Origin of the sequence: Maritimibacter sp. HL-12, assembly GCF_900177545.1 — a bacterium.
Taxonomy (GTDB): Bacteria; Pseudomonadota; Alphaproteobacteria; order Rhodobacterales; family Rhodobacteraceae; genus Sinisalibacter.
Genome location: NZ_FXBQ01000001.1, coordinates 2,548,580 through 2,563,971 on the forward strand (window position 1 = coordinate 2,548,580; position 15,392 = coordinate 2,563,971).

Below are 15,392 nucleotides of genomic sequence, written 5' to 3' on the forward strand. Positions count from 1 at the left end.
TCTGTCACTTTGAATCGGCGGCGGTGTTTCGCATCCTGATCGGGAGGACGCGAACGAGGTGAGCCATGAGCCGGTTTCCACAGGTCTGGGCAAGTGAAGACGAGCACCTGCGCGCGGCGCGGCCCGAGCACCCGGTTTATTACTTTTCGCCAGAGGCACTTGCGCGCACCGCGCGGCGGTTCCGGTCGGGCTTCGACGGGCTGGCGACTTACGCGGTAAAGGCCAACCCCGAGCGCACGGTCCTGGAAAACCTGGCGGCGGCGGGGGTGTCGGGGTTCGACGTGGCCTCGCCTGCCGAGATTGCGCTGGTGCGACAGATCGCGCCCACTGCGGCGCTGCACTACAACAACCCTGTGCGCTCGCAGGCCGAGATCGCCGCCGGGGTGGCGGCGGGGGTTGCCTCGTGGTCGGTCGACGGCTTCGGCGAGTTGGAGAAGCTCAAGGCGCAGGTGCCGCGGGGCGTGGAAGTTTCGGTGCGGCTGGCTTTGCCGGTGGGCGGGGCGGCCTATGATTTCGGCTCGAAGTTCGGCGAGGGACCGGAAGGCGCGGCCGAGCTTCTGCGGGCGGTGGCCGAAGCCGGGTTTACCCCGGCGATGACCTTTCATCCCGGCACGCAATGTGCCGATCCGGCAGCCTGGGCGCGCTATATCGAAACCTGTGCCGCGATTTCGCAGGCCACCGGGGTGCGGCTGGCCCGCCTCAATGTCGGCGGCGGCTTTCCCTCCGACCGGGGGCAGGGCGCGACCGCGCTCGAAGCGGTGTTCGATGCGATCCATGCCGCGCGCGATGCGGCCTTCGGTGCCGAGGGGCCGGGGCTGGTCTGCGAGCCGGGGAGGGCGATGGTGGCCGAGGCCTTCACCCTTGCTCTGAAGGTCAAGGCCGAGCGGGCCTGCGGCAGCCTGTTCCTGAACGATGGCATCTACGGCGCGCTCGCCGAGGCACCGCTGATGGGGGCGGTCGAGCGGGTGCGCGTGGTTTCGCCCGAAGGCCGGCCACGCGCGGGCGCGCCGCGCGCCCGGGTGCTCTACGGGCCGACCTGCGATTCGATCGACCGCTTGCCCGAGCCGGTCGATCTGCCCGGCGACGTGGTCGAGGGAGATTACCTGCTGATCGAGGGCATGGGGGCCTATTCCACCGCCACCACCACCCGGTTCAACGGCTACGGCGGCTACGAGGTTGTCACCGTGCGCCGCGCCGGTCTTTCCTGAGACGCCTCAATCCTTGACCCAGATGCCGCGCGGGCGGTCGCAGAAGCATTCGGCCGCGCCGCTGTCGCGGATCAGGATCGATTCGGTGATCTCGACGCCCCATCCTTCGACCCAGAGGCCCGGCATGAAGTGGAAGGTCATCCCCGGTTCGAGAATGGTTTCGTCCTCGGCGCGCAGCGAGATCGTGCGCTCGCCCCAGTCCGGCGGATAGCTCAGCCCGATCGGATAGCCGCAGCGGGCGAAGCGCTCGATGCCCGCCTTGTCGAGCACGCCGCCGAGTGCATTGGCCACGTCACAGGCCCGGTTGCCCGCGCGCGCGGCCTCCAGCCCTGCTTCGAGCCCCTCGACCAGGGCATCGGCGGCAAGCCGCATCTCCTCGGGCAACTCGCCGAGAAAGATGGTGCGGCACAACGGCGTGTGGTAGCGCCGGTAGACCCCGGAAAGCTCGAAGAAGGTTGCTTCGCCCTGGCGCAGAAGGTCGCCGTTCCAGGTCAGGTGCGGAGCCGAGGCATCGGCACCCGAGGGTGCCATCGGCACGATCGCGGGGTAGTCGCCCCAATCCTCGCCCACGCCCCGGACTGCATCGCGGTAGATTTCGGCCACCAGTTCGTTTTTCGGCAGCCCCGGCTCGGCGCGCTCAAAGACCCCGTCGACCAGCTTTTCCGATATCCGGGCGGCCTTGCGCATGAAGGCGATTTCCTCGCCGGATTTCACCGCGCGCTGCCAGTTCACCAGCGCGGTGGCATCGACGATCTCGGCCTCGGGGAGCTCTTCAAGCAATGTCACGTAGGCCTTGGCGGAGAAATAGTAGTTTTCCATCTCCACGCCGATCCGCGCGTGCCCGAACTCCAGTTCCCGCAACAGGGCTGCGAGGTGCTGCATCGGGTGGCGCTCGGTCGATTGCACGAAGTGGTCGGGGTAGGGGTGCAGGCTGGCCTTGTCGATCCAGGCGGTGCGCAGCGCGCCGTTGGCATCCATCGCGCGGCCCCACCACAGCGGTTCGCCCTCGTGGGTCAGGATCACGCCCTGGTGGACGTAGAACGACCAGCCGTCATAGCCGGTGAGCCAGGCCATGTTGGACGGGTCCTCGATGAACAGCGCGTCAATCTCCTGCGCTGCCATCGCGGCGCGCACGAGTGCCAGCCGCCGATCGTATTCCGCGCGCGAAAACGGTGCCCTGACTTGATCCATAGGTGTGAGCCTCCCCTCTTGTTCAGGCAAGGATAGTCCTGCCGGAAACGCGAGAATACAAGCCCGTTACTCGAGGGTTTCGCGATCGACAACCAGAACGCCGTCGTCCACCCGGTCCGACGGGTGGGTGATCACGCGGTCGCCTTCGGCGAGACCGTCCAGCACCTCGGCGAACTCGGTGTTGCGCCGCCCGATCTCGACCGGCGCAAGCCGCGCGGCCTCGCCGTCGAGGGTAAACACCGCCCAGTCGCCGCCCTCGCGAAACAGCGCGCTGATCGGCACCAGCCGCACGTCGTCGCCCTGCCATTCGACGATGCGCAGGTAGACCCGGAAATTATGCCCGAGGGCCGGGCGCGCCTCGGGCGCGGTGACGAAATCGAGCAAGACCCGCACGCGCTGTTCCTCGATCCCGAGCGCGGAGACCTTGGTGAAGGCGGCGGGCTCGATCTGGCGAACCTGCGCCTCCAGCGCCTCCGAGCCGCCCCAGCGTTCGACATAGGCGCGCACGCCGGGCGCGATGCGCACGGCGTCGGTGGAGAGCAGATCGACGGTGATTTCAAGATCGTTCGGCGGGCCGATGGTGAGCAGCGGGGTTCCGGCGGTGACCATGCGCGCGCTTTCGTTGGTCACGTTCAGCACCTGCCCGGAGACCGGGGCCTTGAGCGTGATGCAGCACTCCACCCCGTCCCCGGTCGCGCGCTCCTCGACGCCGGGCTCGATCAGCACCGCTTCTGCGGATGCCACCTCGCTTTCCCGCATCGTGAGGTTGGCCTGGGCGCTGTCGAACTGCGCGGCGGCGAGGTCGAGCGCCACTTCCGCCTGTTCAAGCTGGGTGTCGGAGGCGGTGCCGCGCCCGTGCAGGGCGAAAACCCGATCAAACTGGCGCTGGGCGTTGGCCATGTCGGCCTCGGCGGCGCGCAGGTTGGCCTCGGAGAGCACCTGCGCCGCGCGCGCCTGCGCCACCGCGGCTTCGGCTTGCGCGCGGGCGCGCTCGTCGAGGAAGGCGGGTTCCCCGGGTTCGATCAGGGCCACCACGGTTTCACCGCTGACCACGTCGTCGCCCACCTTCACCGGGCTGCGCAGCACCTGGCCCGAGACCGGGGCCGAAACCTCGAACACATCCCTGATCCGGGTCATCCCGTCGCCGTTGACGGTCACTTCCAGCGGGCCGCGGGTGACGCTGGCGAGATCGACGGGCACGTATTCGGGCTGCGCCAGTTGCCAGGCGGCAACGCCGAGCCCGCCGGCGACAAGCGCGCCGAAGACGATTTTTCGAACCGGAAAGGCCATGGGTCACTCCCTCGTTTTCATGACCGCGACAAGATCCATGCGGTCGATCCGGCGGCGCACGATCAGCGCCGAGGCTGCCGAGGCCCCGGCCACCACGAGGGCCGCGCGGATATAGGTGGTATCGGTAATCAAGAGCGGGATCGAGTAGAGATCGCTGTCGAAGCTGGCAATCATCCCCGCCGCCATCAGGTAGCCAAGCCAGAGCCCGAGCGGGATCGCGGCAGCGGTGAGCAGGAACAGTTCGCCAAGCAGGATGTAGCTCACCTGCCCGCGGGTGAAGCCGAGGATACGCAAACTCGCCAGTTCGCGGGCGCGTTCGGACAACTGGATGCGAGCGGAGTTGTAGACCACGCCGATGGCGATCAGCGAGGCGACGAAGGAGAAGATCACCACCGAGATATTGGCGCTTTCGGCCATGGTCTCGTCGAAGCTCTGGCGCACCGTGGTCATCAGGGTGATGCCCGAGATCGCGGGCGCGTCCTTCACCGCGCGGTAGAGCGCGGCCTCCTCCTTGGCGTCGATCAGCACGTTGGCGATGGTCACCTGCGGCGACTGGCCGAGGAGGGCGGCGAGCTTGTCCTGATCCATCCAGGCCCCGAGGCCGAAGAAGGTCTGCACCGTGCCGGTCACGGCCACCCGGTGCAGCCGGTCATCGTGTTGCAGGAACTCCACCTCGATCACGTCGCCGACGCGGGCGTCGAGATGGCGGGCGAGCCGGGCTTCGAGCACGATGCCCTCGCCCGGCGGCACTTCGACCCGGGTATCGCCGTCGAAGACGCGCGCGAGCGTGGTGCCCTCGCGCCGCCCCTCGATCGCGATGGTGCGGCTGCGCGGGCCGTGGCTGAGCCGCGCAGGCGCGGCAAAGGCACCTTCGGCCAGCATCACGCCGGGAAGGTTCTCGACCTCGTCGAGCACGGATTCGGGCCGCGAAATGGCGAATTCGAGCATCGCATCCTGCCGGTTGACCTGCACGAAGGCGACGTCGAGCAGCTCCTCGAAACTGTCGAGCATGAACAAACCCGCCACGATCATCGCCGCCGACATCGAGATGCCCAGCGTCGTCATGGCTGCGCGCAGCGGCCAGCGCCCGATCGAACGCAGGATCATCATCGTCGGCTGGCGCGGCCGCAGGAACACGATCAAGCGGTCGAACAGCCCGCGCCGGAACCGCGTCGGCGGCGGCGGGCTCATCGCCACGGCGGGCGACAGCAGCACCACCCGGCGCACCGCCAGCGCCGCCCCGAGCAGCGCGGCACCGAGGCCGGTGAGCGCGGCCAACGCGTAGACCGCCGGGTATTGCAGGAAGACGAGGTAGGGGAAGTGGAAGAAATCGCCGTAGACCTGCGCGATCCCGATCGAGGCCCAGTAGCCGGTGGCCCAGCCGATCACCACGCCGATCGAGCCGATTCCGAGCGCGAGCTTGAGGTAATGCCAGGTGATGTCCCACCAGCCGTAGCCGAGCGCCTTCAGAAGCCCGATCTGCTCGCGCTCCAGCGTGATCAACCGGCCCAGGACCATGTTGACGAGGAAGGCGGTGATCACCAGAAAGATCGGCGGCAGGGTCTGCACCATCAGATCCCATTGCTTGAGCTCGCCGTCGAGAAAGGCGTTCGAGGTTTGCTGCTCGCGATCATAAGGCCCGGTGCCGCCATAGGGCTTGAGCAGGGCTTCGAGCGCGTCCTTCACCGGCTCGAGATCGGTGCCGCGTGTCACCCCGAGGGTGACCGAGTTGAACGCGCCCGAAAGGTTGAGTGCGGCGGCGAGCACGTCCTCGGCCATCCACATCACGCCGAAGCGCTTGTCGTCGGGCATGAAGGAGCCGGGGCCGACGGTGTAGATGAACTCCGGGCTGAGCACGATGCCGGTGATGGTGACGACGCGGCGCTGACCGTTCAGGGTCAACTCGAAACCGTCGCCGGGGTGGAAGCCATGCGCCATGGCAAAGGCCTCGGTCACCACCGCCTCGTCCTTGCGCCCCGGTTCGGGCAGCCGCCCCTCGCGGATGATCAGCCGGTTCATCTCGGGTTCGCCGCTGGCCGGGATCGACAGAACCTGGCCCATCGCCGGGCTCTCCAGCCCCTCGATATCGAGGATCGCAAAGGTCGAGATCCGCGCCTCGACCCGCGCCACGCCCTCGATCGCAGCGATCTCGGGCAACAGGCTCATCGGCGCGCGCGCCGCACCCGACCAGACATCGGCGAAGCGGGAGCGCTCGTAATAGGTGTCGCGGGTTTCGGTGAGGCTGCGCTGGGCACCGTAGCTCATCACCATCACCATCACGCCGCAGGCGAGCACCGCGGCGATGGCGAGCGACTGCGCCCAGAGGCGGCGAATGTCGCGCAGGAGCTTCTTGTCGAGCGCGTGCATCCGGTTACCACTCGATATGGGCAGCGTCGACGCGGGTGTCGTTCACCGAAACCTCGGCGATATTGCCGTCGGCAAAATGGATGACGCGGTGCGCCATGGCGCGGATGCCCGCGTTATGGGTGATGATCACGGTGGTGGTGCCGAGATCGCGGTTGATCCGGTCGAGCGCCTCCAGCACCTGCACCCCGGTTTTGGAATCCAGCGCCCCGGTGGGCTCGTCGCAGAGCAGAACCTCGGGGCGCTTGGCAATGGCGCGGGCAATCGCCACGCGTTGTTGCTCGCCGCCCGACAGCTCGGCGGGGAAATGGTCGATCCGGGCCGAAAGCCCTACCCGCTCCAGCGCCTCCTCGGGCGACATCGGGTCGCGCGCCACCTCGGTCACCAGCGCCACGTTTTCGCGGGCGGTGAGCGAGGGCACGAGGTTGTAGAACTGGAACACGAAGCCGACATGGTCGCGCCGGTAGCGGGTCAACTCCCGGTCACTCATCGCGGTCAGCTCCTTGTCGCGGAACCAGGCCTCCCCGGCGGTGGCGCTGTCGAGCCCGCCGAGGATGTTGAGCAGGGTCGATTTGCCCGACCCCGACGCGCCGAGCAGCACGGTGAACTCGCCCATGAACAGCTCGACGTTCACCCCGCGCAGCGCGTGGACCTCCACCTCGCCGGTGCGGTAGACCTTGGTGATCCCCTCGGTGTGAAAAACGCGGGCAGCCATCGGGTTCCTCCGGCGCGCAGCATCGGGCCGCGATGCGGGCCATTCCTTGATATGGCGCAAAGCGGTCCGGGTTCAATCGAAACCGGACCTGAATCGGCGCGAAAACCACCTTGAGGGGTGCGACCGCTTGACCTTGCGCGGAGCACGGGCCCAGGAGGGATCACAAGACCCAAATTCGTGCCGCTTGCGGTCACACACGTCGTGGCTGCGCCGCGCGGGGGCGCGGTCGAACCCGCGTCCCCCCGCGCCTCAATGCTCGATCTTGTCTTCGCGCACGAACATGTTGGCCCAGGCCCGGTCGATCAGCTTGGGGGTCATCTGGAACGGGATGCCTTCGAATTCGCAGATCGCGATGATCTGGTCGATCAGGAACACCGGCTGGTAATTGGCATAGACGTTGTTGATGGTCGGGTATTTCACCTTCAACAGGTGCACCAGCGATGCCTCGTCGAGCGGGATGCCCTTTTTGCGGGCGACCAGGGCGAAGATCTTGAGAAAATCCTCCTGGCTCGGCCCGTCGATCTTGATCTTGAAGAAGATCCGCCGCAGCGCCGCCTTGTCGAAGATCTCGTTGGGGTGGAAGTTGGTGGAGAAGATCACCAGCGTGTCAAACGGCACCTCGAACTTTTCGCCCGATTGCAGCGCGAGGATGTCCTTGTTTTCCTCCAGCGGCACGATCCAGCGGTTGATCAGTGATTGTGGCGGTTCGGATTGGCGGCCGAGGTCGTCGACGATGAACACCCCGCCGGTCGATTTGAACTGGAGCGGTGCGGTGTAGGTGCGCGCGGTGGGGTTGTATTTCAGATCGAGCATGTCGAGCGTGAGTTCGCCGCCGGTGATCACGGTGGGCCGGTCGCAGAGCACGTAGCGCCGGTCGTGCCGGTTCGAGGTGCGCCGGAGCGCGCCCGGATCGTCGGTGACTTCCTCGGCCTTGGAATGCACGATCGGGTCATACACGGTGATGACCTGGCCGTTGTATTCGATCGCGCGCGGGATGTAGATCTTGTCCCCCAGCGCGTCGCGGATGCCGTTGGAGATCGAGGATTTGCCGTTGCCGGGCGGGCCATACATCAGGATCGACCGGCCCGAGCCGACAGCCGGGCCGAGGTGATCGAGCAATTCGGGCGGCAGCACAAGGTGGCCCATGGCACCAGTGAGCTGTTCGCGGCTGATCTGGATATTTCGGATCGACTGGCGTTTGACCTGCTCGGCGTAATCCGCCATCGGCACCGGCATCGCGCCGTAGTATTCCGACTGCGACAGCGCATCGAGCGCGCGCGCCTTGCCGCTGTCAGACAGCCGGTAGCCCATCTCGCCGCCGGAATTTGCGTGCAGCGTGCCGATCGCCTCGACCAGCGCCTGGCCGCGGACCTCGTCGATCAGTTCCTGCACCACCCGCGCCGGGATCGCCAGCGCCCGTTCGAGCGCGGTAATTGTCTCGATGTTCATCCGGAACATCGTCTTGAGAAGGATATCGCGCATCATCACCGGATTGAGGCCGGTTTCGGCGATGGTCCTGCACGGCGGCGGGGCCTGCACGCGCGTGGTGGGCTGCATGTTCATGGGGCTGCTCGCTTTGCCGGGTCTGTTGCCTGATTTTTCCCTCGATCCTACCCGTCGGGTGCCATTTCGACAACAAAAACTGTCAAAAGTAAGGCTGGCCGGAGCTTGCCGCGCAAAGGTTGCTGAACGCTTGATGCCGCTGCAAGGATACCGCGTGCCAGATCGAAAGCCGCAAGCCATTCTGCGATCCGGCGCAAGCGCGACCGGATCCGAGGCTACGAATGAGCGCGCCGGGGCAGTCTTTTGTCTGCGCCGGCGTCAGCCAAACACCTTGCCGAGCGCGCGATCCACGGTATCGGTGATCGCGTCGATCTCGTCGGCGGTGGCGATCAGGGCGGGCGCGAAGGTGAGGGTGTTGTTGAACCCCGGCACCGAGCGGTTGGTGGCCCCGATAATCACGCCTTGCGCCGCGCATTCGGCCACCACGGCCCCGACGAGCCGCTCTTCCACCGGCGCGCGGGTGGTGCGGTCGGCCACCAGTTCGGCCCCGAGAAACAGCCCCTTGCCGCGCACGTCGCCGACGACACGGTGCTTTTCCATCAGTGCTTCGAGGTTGGCCAGCATCCGCGCGCCCATGGCGGTGGTGTTGTCGAGCAACCCCTCGTCCTCGATGATCCGCATGTTCTCCAGCGCCGCGGCAGGACCGGCGGTGCAGCCGCCGAAGGTGGAGATATCGCGGAAATGGTTGAGCGGGTCGGCGACGTCGTCCTTGAACATCTCGAACACCGCTTCCGTCGTCACCGTCACCCCGATCGCGGCGTAACCCGAGGCTACACCCTTGGCGAGCGTCACGAAATCGGGGCGCAGCCCGTAGTGTTCGTAGCCGAACCAGGTGCCGGTGCGTCCCATGCCGCAAACCACCTCGTCGATATGCAAAAGGATGTCATATTTCTCGCAGATCTCCTGCACCCGCGGCCAGTAGCCTTCCGGCGGCACGATCACGCCGCCTCCGGCGGTGATCGGCTCGAGGCAGAGCGCGCCCACCGTATCGGGGCCTTCGCGCAGGATCACCTCCTCGATCGCCTCCGCCGCCCGCGCGCCGTAGGCCTCGCCCGACAGGTCCCATTGTGCGTGGTATTCAAGGCAATGCGGGACCGAGACGAAATCCGGCGCGAAGGGGCCGTATTGCTCGTTGCGCTCGGTTTGCCCGCCCGCGCTCATCGTGCCGATGGTGCCGCCGTGATAATCGCGCTCGCGGTAGAGGATCTTGCGCTTGCGGCCGCCGTGACGCTTGTGGGCGATCTGGCGCACCATCTTGAACACCTTCTCGTTCGCCTCGCTGCCCGAGTTGGCGTAATACACCCGGGCCATGCCCGGCATCTTCGCGATCAGCTTCTCGGCAAAGAGCGCGCCGGGGATCGAGCCCGCGGCCCCCGCGAAGTAGTTGAGCTTCACGATCTGGTCGCGGATCGCATCGGCGATGGAGATGCGCCCGTAGCCCACGTTCACCGTCCAGACCCCGCCGGAGACCGCGTCGATATACTCCTTGCCGGTCGCGTCCCAGACCCGCATGCCCTTGCCCTCGACGATGATCCGGGGGTCGGAGGTTTCAAACGGCTTGTGCTGGACCAGGTGGTGCCAGACATGGGCCTTGTCGGCCTCGATGACGTGGCTGATGTCGTTCTCGTTGAACCCGTCCATGTAATCCTCCATCGGCTCGGCGCGGCGGCGAATAATTTGATCAAATCAATAGGGGCGTCCCCTGTCAAAAGCAATCTCGATTGCTGCCGGGAGGTGTTGGAAAAGGTTCACGTGGATTTTCCAAATCAGTCACCCGATGGTTGCATTGCATGGCTACCCCGAGGTCAGGGCGGCCTGCTTTCGCCCATCGTGATTCTGCCATTCAGATCCAGCCAGGAGCCAGACATGAAAGACCTCGAAAAGGACTACCCGGATCATACCCAGTCGATGGGCTATGAGCACGGCGACGAGCCGCAGTGCAACACCTCCGACAACCGCAACTTCTATGACGTGATGGAAGCCCGCGTTGCGCGTCGGGGCTTCCTGATGGGTGGCCTCGCCACCGCGGCCACCGGCCTGTTCGGGGCCTCGCTTTCCGGCAAGGCGGCGCTGGCGCAAACCACCTCCGGCCTGATCGGCTTCAAGGCGGTTCCGGTCAGCTACGACGATACCGTGGTCGTTCCCGAAGGCTACAGCTTCCAGATTATCGGTGGCACCGGCGAGCCGATCTCGGGCGACATGCCGGCCTATCGCACCGGTGCCAACACCGGTGCCGAGCAGGAGCACCAGATCGGCCAGGGCCATGACGGGATCCACTTCTTCGCGATCGACGGCTCGTCCGAGGATGGTCTGCTGGTCGAAAACCACGAATACATCGAGCCGCGCTTCCTGCATGCCGAGAAGCCCAACTACAAGGGCAAGGCGTTCAACAAGAGCGCCGTTCACTACAATGCCGACGGCATGCGCGACGACGACGAGGTGCGCATGGAGATCGCCGCCCACGGCATCTCGATCTTCCGCACCACCAAGCAGGCTGACGGCAGCTGGGCGATCGTGGCCGATCCGCACAACCGCCGGATCACCGCCAACACGCCGATGGAAATCGCCGGCCCGGTGCGCGGCTCGGCCCATGTGCGCACCAAGTACAGCCCCGACGGCACCGCGACCCGCGGCACGGTCAACAACTGCGCCCATGGCGTGACCCCGTGGAACACCTACCTGGCCGCGGAAGAGAACTGGGCGGGCTACTTCGCCAACACCACCGAGCTCGACCAGAAGCCCGACCTGCCGCGTGAACATGCCCGCTACGGCGTGTCGACCAACCCGCAGGGTGGCCGCTATGGCTGGCACCTCGCCAAGTCGGGTGCCGACGAGTTCGTGCGCTGGGATGCCACCTCGAAGGGTGCCTCGGCCACCGAAGACTACCGCAACGAGCCGAACACCTACGGCTGGATGGTCGAGATCGACCCGTTCGATCCCGAAAGCACCCCGGTCAAGCGCACCCACCTGGGCCGCTTTGCCCACGAGGGCGTGGTTTTCGCCCCCGCCGTCGCGGGCGCGCCGGTGGTCTGCTACTCGGGCGACGATGCGCGCTTCGAATACATCTACAAGTTCGTCTCCGAAGGCGTCTACGTGCCCGGCGAAACCGATGGTTCGATCCTCGACAGCGGCACGCTCTACGTGGCGAAGTTCAATGACGACGGCACCGGCGAGTGGCTGGCGCTGGTGCCGGGCCGCAATGGTCTGACCCCGGCAAACGGCTTTGCCGATCTGGCCGACATCCTCGTCAACAGCCGCCTCGCGGGCGATTTCGTGGGCGCGACCAAGATGGACCGTCCCGAGTGGGGCACCGTTGATCCCAACACCGGCACGCTCTACTTCGCGCTTACCAACAACTCGCGCCGGACCCAGGCGCAGGTGGATGCGGTCAACCCGCGGGCCGAGAACAACTTCGGCCAGATCGTGCGCTGGAACTATCCGAATGCCGACCACACCAAGGCGTCGTTCGAGTGGGACCTGTTCGTGATCGCCGGCAACCCGCGCAACTCGGCGCTCGCCACGGGCGGCGCGCTGAGCGAAGACAGCGCGTTCGCTTGCCCGGACGGATTGTGGTGCGACGGCGACTCGCGGCTGTGGATCCAGACCGACATGGGCGACACCGGGCCCGACTACGAAGGCCCGCTCAAGGAGTTCGGCATGAACATGCTTCTGGCCGCCGATCCGGCGACCGGCGAAATCAAGCGCTTCATGACCGGCCCCTGGGGCCAGGAGTGCACCGGCGTCGTCACCACGCCGGACGGCAAGACCATGTTCGTGAACTTCCAGCACCCCGGTGCGCACGGGTCGGCCGATGAATTCGCGGTCGGCAAGTTCGGCTCCAGCTTCCCCGACTACAACGGCTCGGTACCGCGTGCGGCCACCGTGGTGATCACCAAGGACGATGGCGGCGTGATCGGCACCTGAGCCCGAAAGCCTGAAAATGGAAAGGCGCGCCCCCGGGTGCGCCTTTTTTTTATTACTCGATGCAGGATTCAGACAAGTCCGCGTCAATCCCCGTAGCGGCGCTTCTGCAACAGAGACATCCGTCCGTCCGGTTCAAAGGTGATCACGTGAAGGTCGCCGAACGCCACTGGCGGTTTGTGCAGGATGCCGAGCGAGAAATAGAAAAGCCCGAGGTTTTCCTGGTTGCCGATCCAGACCACGGTTTCGCCCGCGTGCTGCGTGAGAATCCGGCGCGGCGCGGTGATTGCAACGTGGTTGCCGATCGGCAGCCCGCGTTCGGTGGCCAGCGGCGTGGCGGTGTCGATGTTGCGCTGGCGCGGCGTGGTATAGATCGCGTCGATCTCGAGATCGGCCAGCGCGGCAGGCAGGCGCGCGGCCCGCGCCACGCCCGCGCCATTCAGCATCGCGGAGGTGCGATCAGCGTGCCGCAGAACCACCAGCCGGGTGGTCTCGACGCTGTTCATGCTGCTCAGGACGGTGGACCCGGAACAGCCGGAGAGCGCGCTGAAGGCGGCCAGGGCGAGGAAAAGGCGTCGCGTCAGCATGGCATTCGATCCGTTGGGTTGGCAGCGAGTCTAGGCGGCAGGGCGGCTTCGGGCAAGCGAGGGTTCGCGCCGGTGCCGGTTTCGCCGCTCAATCGCCGAACCGACGCCGTTCGATCCGACCGGCGCTGAGCCCGTTCATCGAGACCACGAAAAGCTCGCCGTAAAGGATCGGCGGTTCGCCCGCCGCGCCGATCTCGTCCCAGAGCGCGGCGAGATTGTCCTTGTTGCCGACCCAGACGACGCGCCCGCCGGGATAGCGCCGGAACATCGCCCGGGCGGTATTGACGGCGGGGATCACGCTCACTTCAAGCCCGCGGGCGCGCGCAAGCGGGGTGGCGGTGTCGATATTGCGCTGAAGATCGGGGGCGAAGATCGCATCGACCGGTTGATCGGCAAGCGCGGTTGGCAGGGCGTGGGCGCGGGCGATGCCGGCAGCGTTCAGGTCCGCTCCGTCGCGCTCGGCGTGGCGCAGCACGATCAGCCGGGGCTGGGTCTTCGCGCCCGTGTCGCCCCCCACGAGCCCGGCGCAGGCCGAAACCATCGGGACGGCTGCAAGGGCAAGGAAACGACGGCGCAACATCTTGGCAATCCCCTGATTTGATCATCAGTCTGCACGCCGAAAGCCCGTCCGGCAAGTCTTGCGGTGGTGGTCGACGCGCGCGCGCACCCGCGCCAGGTGACCGCGCGCATGCGAAAAAAGCCTCCCGCCCCCTGGCTTGCCCTGTCCTCGGAATCCGGGCTGCTCTATAATCGGTCCCTGGCAGGGGACGTCCGCAATCGGGCAGCTCGGGCCGACAGCGACAGGAGACGGAATGGACGTGATCTTCAACAGCGCATTCGGCGAAGTTGCCGCGCTGCTCGTGATGGCGGCGGTGGTCGGGCTGATCGGCATCGTCCTGCGCCAGCCATTGATCGTGAGCTTCATCGCGGTGGGCCTCATCGCCGGGCCTTCCGCATTCGACCTTGTGCGGTCCGATGCGCAGATCGGGCTTCTGTCGGAACTTGGCATCGCGGTGCTGCTGTTTCTCGTCGGCATCAAGCTCGACGTGAAGCTGATCCGCTCGCTCGGCTCGGTGGCGCTGCTGACCGGGCTTGGCCAGGTCGCCTTCACCTCGGTCTTTGGCTACCTGATCGGCCTTGCGCTCGGGCTTGGCCATATCACCAGCCTCTATGTTGCCGTGGCGCTCACCTTCTCCTCCACGATCATCATCGTGAAACTGCTCTCCGACAAACGCGAGATCGATTCGCTGCATGGCCAGATCGCGCTCGGTTTCCTGATCGTGCAGGATCTCGTCGTGGTGCTGGCGATGATCGTGCTTTCGGCGATCGGCATCGGTGCGGCGACCGAGGGCCATGGTGGCGGTTCGGTGCTCTCGGTGCTGGGCTCGGGCATTGCCATGGTGGCGCTGGTGGTGATCTTCGTGCGCTACATCGCCAACCCGCTCACCGAACGGCTTGCTCGCGCGCCGGAACTCCTGGTGATCTTCGCCATCGCCCAGGCCGCGATGTTTGCCGCGATCGGGGATGCCGTCGGGCTTGGCAAGGAGGTCGGCGGCCTGCTTGCGGGGATCTCGCTCGCCTCCACACCCTACCGCGAAACCATCGCCGCGCGTCTTTCGCCGCTGCGCGACTTTCTGCTCCTGTTCTTCTTCATCGCGCTCGGTGCGACGCTCGATCTCTCGCTCCTCGGTGCACACGTGACCGGCGCGGTGATTTTCTCGCTCTTCGTGCTGATCGGCAACCCGCTGATCGTGCTCGCGATCATGGGGGCGATGGGCTACCGCAAGCGTACCGGTTTTCTTGCCGGGCTGACGGTGGCGCAGATCAGCGAGTTTTCCCTGATTTTCATCGCGATGGGCGTCTCGCTTGGTCACGTGACGGAAGACGCGCTCGGCCTCGTGACCATGGTTGGCCTCGTGACCATTGCCGCCTCGACCTACATGATCACCTATTCGCACCAGTTGTTCGCGCTGTTCGATCCCTTGCTCGGCGTGTTCGAGCGGCGTGGCACGCCGCGCGAGCCGAGCGAGGCGAGCAGCCATCGCGGCGACAGTTACGGCGCGATCCTGTTCGGACTTGGCCGCTACGGTACCGCGATCGGGATTCGCCTGCAAAAGCGCGGAGTCCGGGTGCTCGGCGTCGACTTCAACCCCACCGCAGTGCGGCGCTGGCGCGAACTGGGGCTGGAAACCGAGTTCGGTGACGCGACCGACCCCGAATTCGTGGCCGAACTGCCGCTCAACAGGGCCGAGTGGGTGGTTTCGACCGTGCCGATCCACGTTACCGGCCTCAGCCATGAGGATGCCCGCACGACCCTGATCCAGCTTACCCGGAGCGCCGGGTTCCGGGGCCGGATCGCGGTTGCCTCGCATTATGCGCGCGACACCGAGGAGTTGTTCGCGGCCGGGGCCGACATCGTGCTCGAACCGTTCCAGGATGCCGCCGACCGCGCGGTGGAGCTTCTGTCGGGTGCGCCCGAGGAGGAACGCACCGAGATTCCGGCGATTGAATCGGAGGAAAAGGAGGCCTGAGGCTGGCCGGAGACCGTCGGTC

11 protein-coding genes are annotated in these 15,392 nt (G+C 66.3%); 3 read left to right on the plus strand and 8 right to left on the minus strand.

What is annotated here, in order from left to right; genetic code table 11:
- Positions 1-65 precede the first annotated feature (65 nt).
- Positions 66-1,208 (plus strand): type III PLP-dependent enzyme, encoded by a 1,143-nt coding sequence (locus tag B9Y97_RS12785; RefSeq protein ID WP_085527100.1) that lies wholly within the window; start codon positions 66-68, stop codon positions 1,206-1,208.
- A 6-nt stretch (positions 1,209-1,214) separates the two neighbouring features.
- Here the strand turns inward: B9Y97_RS12785 and B9Y97_RS12790 are convergent, their stop codons facing one another.
- The 6 genes from B9Y97_RS12790 to B9Y97_RS12815 form a co-directional block, all read right to left on the minus strand.
- A complete protein-coding gene (locus B9Y97_RS12790) occupies positions 1,215-2,399 on the minus strand; it encodes a M24 family metallopeptidase (protein ID WP_085527101.1) in 1,185 nt (394 codons plus the stop codon).
- Between the two features lie 66 nt (positions 2,400-2,465).
- Positions 2,466-3,689: an efflux RND transporter periplasmic adaptor subunit gene (locus B9Y97_RS12795; RefSeq protein ID WP_085527102.1), complete on the minus strand. Its 1,224-nt coding sequence runs from the start codon at positions 3,687-3,689 to the stop codon at positions 2,466-2,468.
- Between the two features lie 3 nt (positions 3,690-3,692).
- The gene (locus tag B9Y97_RS12800; RefSeq protein WP_085527103.1) at positions 3,693-6,056 is read right to left on the minus strand and encodes an ABC transporter permease; all 2,364 of its coding nucleotides are present in this window, start codon (positions 6,054-6,056) and stop codon (positions 3,693-3,695) included.
- 4 nt (positions 6,057-6,060) lie between these two features.
- Positions 6,061-6,768 (minus strand): ABC transporter ATP-binding protein, encoded by a 708-nt coding sequence (locus B9Y97_RS12805; RefSeq protein WP_085528249.1) that lies wholly within the window; start codon positions 6,766-6,768, stop codon positions 6,061-6,063.
- A 249-nt stretch (positions 6,769-7,017) separates the two neighbouring features.
- Positions 7,018-8,331: a P-loop NTPase family protein gene (locus B9Y97_RS12810; protein WP_085527104.1), complete on the minus strand. Its 1,314-nt coding sequence runs from the start codon at positions 8,329-8,331 to the stop codon at positions 7,018-7,020.
- 258 nt (positions 8,332-8,589) lie between these two features.
- Positions 8,590-9,972 carry an aminotransferase family protein gene (locus tag B9Y97_RS12815; protein ID WP_085528250.1) on the minus strand — a complete coding sequence of 461 codons (1,383 nt, stop codon included), beginning with the start codon at positions 9,970-9,972 and terminating at the stop codon, positions 8,590-8,592.
- A gap of 225 nt (positions 9,973-10,197) precedes the next feature.
- On the opposite strand from B9Y97_RS12815, the gene B9Y97_RS12820 reads away from it, so the two are divergent.
- The gene (locus B9Y97_RS12820; RefSeq protein ID WP_085527105.1) at positions 10,198-12,255 is read left to right on the plus strand and encodes a PhoX family protein; all 2,058 of its coding nucleotides are present in this window, start codon (positions 10,198-10,200) and stop codon (positions 12,253-12,255) included.
- A gap of 83 nt (positions 12,256-12,338) precedes the next feature.
- Here the strand turns inward: B9Y97_RS12820 and B9Y97_RS12825 are convergent, their stop codons facing one another.
- A complete protein-coding gene (locus tag B9Y97_RS12825; protein ID WP_085527106.1) occupies positions 12,339-12,839 on the minus strand; it encodes a histidine phosphatase family protein in 501 nt (166 codons plus the stop codon).
- A gap of 88 nt (positions 12,840-12,927) precedes the next feature.
- Positions 12,928-13,419: a histidine phosphatase family protein gene (locus B9Y97_RS12830; protein WP_085527107.1), complete on the minus strand. Its 492-nt coding sequence runs from the start codon at positions 13,417-13,419 to the stop codon at positions 12,928-12,930.
- Between the two features lie 232 nt (positions 13,420-13,651).
- Between B9Y97_RS12830 and B9Y97_RS12835 the strand changes: the two genes are divergently transcribed.
- Positions 13,652-15,370 carry a cation:proton antiporter gene (locus tag B9Y97_RS12835; RefSeq protein ID WP_217809457.1) on the plus strand — a complete coding sequence of 573 codons (1,719 nt, stop codon included), beginning with the start codon at positions 13,652-13,654 and terminating at the stop codon, positions 15,368-15,370.
- The last annotated feature ends 22 nt before the right edge of the window (positions 15,371-15,392 follow it).